General features: G+C 62.8%; 3 protein-coding genes and 1 pseudogene. All 4 read left to right on the top strand.

Annotated features, from left to right (window positions below):
• A pseudogene (locus EOA33_RS39960) lies at positions 1-382 on the top strand (hypothetical protein); the annotation flags it as partial.
• A gap of 148 nt (positions 383-530) precedes the next feature.
• Positions 531-698, top strand: a complete 168-nt coding sequence (locus tag EOA33_RS39505) for a hypothetical protein (RefSeq protein WP_190234481.1) — start codon at positions 531-533, stop codon at positions 696-698.
• A 151-nt stretch (positions 699-849) separates the two neighbouring features.
• Positions 850-1,029, top strand: coding sequence for a hypothetical protein (locus EOA33_RS34775; protein WP_127407656.1), 180 nt, complete (start codon positions 850-852; stop codon positions 1,027-1,029).
• A gap of 180 nt (positions 1,030-1,209) precedes the next feature.
• Entirely contained in the window at positions 1,210-1,638 is a 429-nt protein-coding gene (locus EOA33_RS34780) for a cupin domain-containing protein (protein WP_126054181.1), read from the top strand.
• Positions 1,639-1,728 lie beyond the last annotated feature (90 nt).

Consider the following 1,728-nt stretch of genomic DNA (forward strand, 5'->3'; position numbering starts at 1 on the left):
GTGCCGGTCCCAACACCCGGCACTGCTGACGTTGCAATTGTGGTGCCAGCAGCAAATGACCCATTATGAGACGCCTGCGCGCCTCGGTTCAGGCGGCAAATCGCGCGCCGGGCAGGCGTGGCACGGTTCTTGCTGCCACAGCTTCAGGCATGCCGGCGCAAAGACGCTGTTCCTATCGACACCGGCATATGAGGTTGGGACAATGATGTCGCACAAACTTCTGTTCGGCCTTCCCACGATGGTCCTGGTCACGGCCCTGGGCATGGCCCTCACCCGCTTGGCATTGGCCTTTCGCGAGTTCGTCGCGCCACGCTACCGGCCGGAACTCCACTATATGCGCGGGCCCGGGCCGGCCACCGCGCGCCGCCTGAGCGGGCGCTGAGCGGGCGCTGAACGGGTGTTGCGGCTGGGCCTGTCCTGGGCGGAGATGCACCTCGTGGCGCCAGCCGGTGGCTTGCCGCCGCCATAGAGCAAAATGGGGATTCACATAACCCGAGATATGATTTAGGCTACCCTCAAAAGATCGCAGGGTGGCAACCGTGGAAGCGACTTTCGACGACCTGACCAGGGCTGTGGCACAGCCCCGCAGCAACGTGCGCGCCGTTGGCCGCGCTATCGCGCTCAACCTCGCCGGCAAGCTCCTGATGGGTATCGCCATCGGGCTGGGAATTGCCATTGGCATGGCCATCGCCGGCTAGCGCGGTAACCTGCTCGTCACAAATTCCGCCGCTCCATTTGAGAGGCGTGCGGCAGGCGTTGGCATTATATATTAGCAATCGCTTGTATTTCGACCAAACCAGGATCATCATGCAAGGCGCTTTGTCGGGAGCTCTTCAGGGAGATTTTCCGATGCGACCGGTGCTCATTGTGATCGCCTTGGCAGTCTGCTTTGTCCTGTGGGACAGGCTGGAGAATGAAGGCCGTTACACAACACGGATAGAAGACAGCTTCCGGCAGGCGGCCGCTGACCTGCCGAGCGGCTCGTACGGCCACGAGATCCGGTTCAACCGTGACCTCATGAAGCGTTGAAGGGCTCTCAGAATGAGCCGAAGCGGCGGCTGACGCGCAATTCTCGCATTTTCGCACTCCTCACCGCTGCGGCCACGACAGCCCGTGCCGTCAGTCATGCTGATGTGGCGCGCGGACTGTCATCGAATCTTGCGCCCGCACGCACGTCGCGCCATGGTCTGCCAGACCCGAGGAGGAATCATGCGAAACGTCCTGGCATCGGCGCTGCTGACCGTCGCGCTGTCCGCAACCGCCGCCAACGCTCTGGACAGCGGCGCAAACCCTGTCGTCGTGACCCCGCTCGCCGATCGCACGGAAACGGCGTCCGGCCAGCCGATCACGCTGCCGCAGAAGAATGTCGAGGTCATCGTTTCGACCTTCGAGATCGCCGTCGGCGCGACCTTGCCGGTCCACAAGCATCCGTTTCCGCGCTACGCCTATGTCGAGGCCGGGACGCTCAAGGTGACCAATGTCGAGACCGGCAACAGCAACACCTACAAGACCGGCGATTTCATCGTCGAGATGATCGGCCAGTGGCACCAGGCCACCAATATCGGCGACAGTCCGGTGAAGCTGCTGGTCATCGACCAGGTCGAGCAAGGCGCCAAGAACACGGTGCTGCGCCAGTAATCGCCCTCACCCCCACGCGCCGACAGGTTGCTCGGTGGCGGCGTTGAGGCGGTTGAAGGCGTTGATCAGGGCGATCTGCACCACCAGTGC

Source organism: Mesorhizobium sp. M4A.F.Ca.ET.050.02.1.1, assembly GCF_003997725.1.
Classification (GTDB): Bacteria; Pseudomonadota; Alphaproteobacteria; order Rhizobiales; family Rhizobiaceae; genus Mesorhizobium.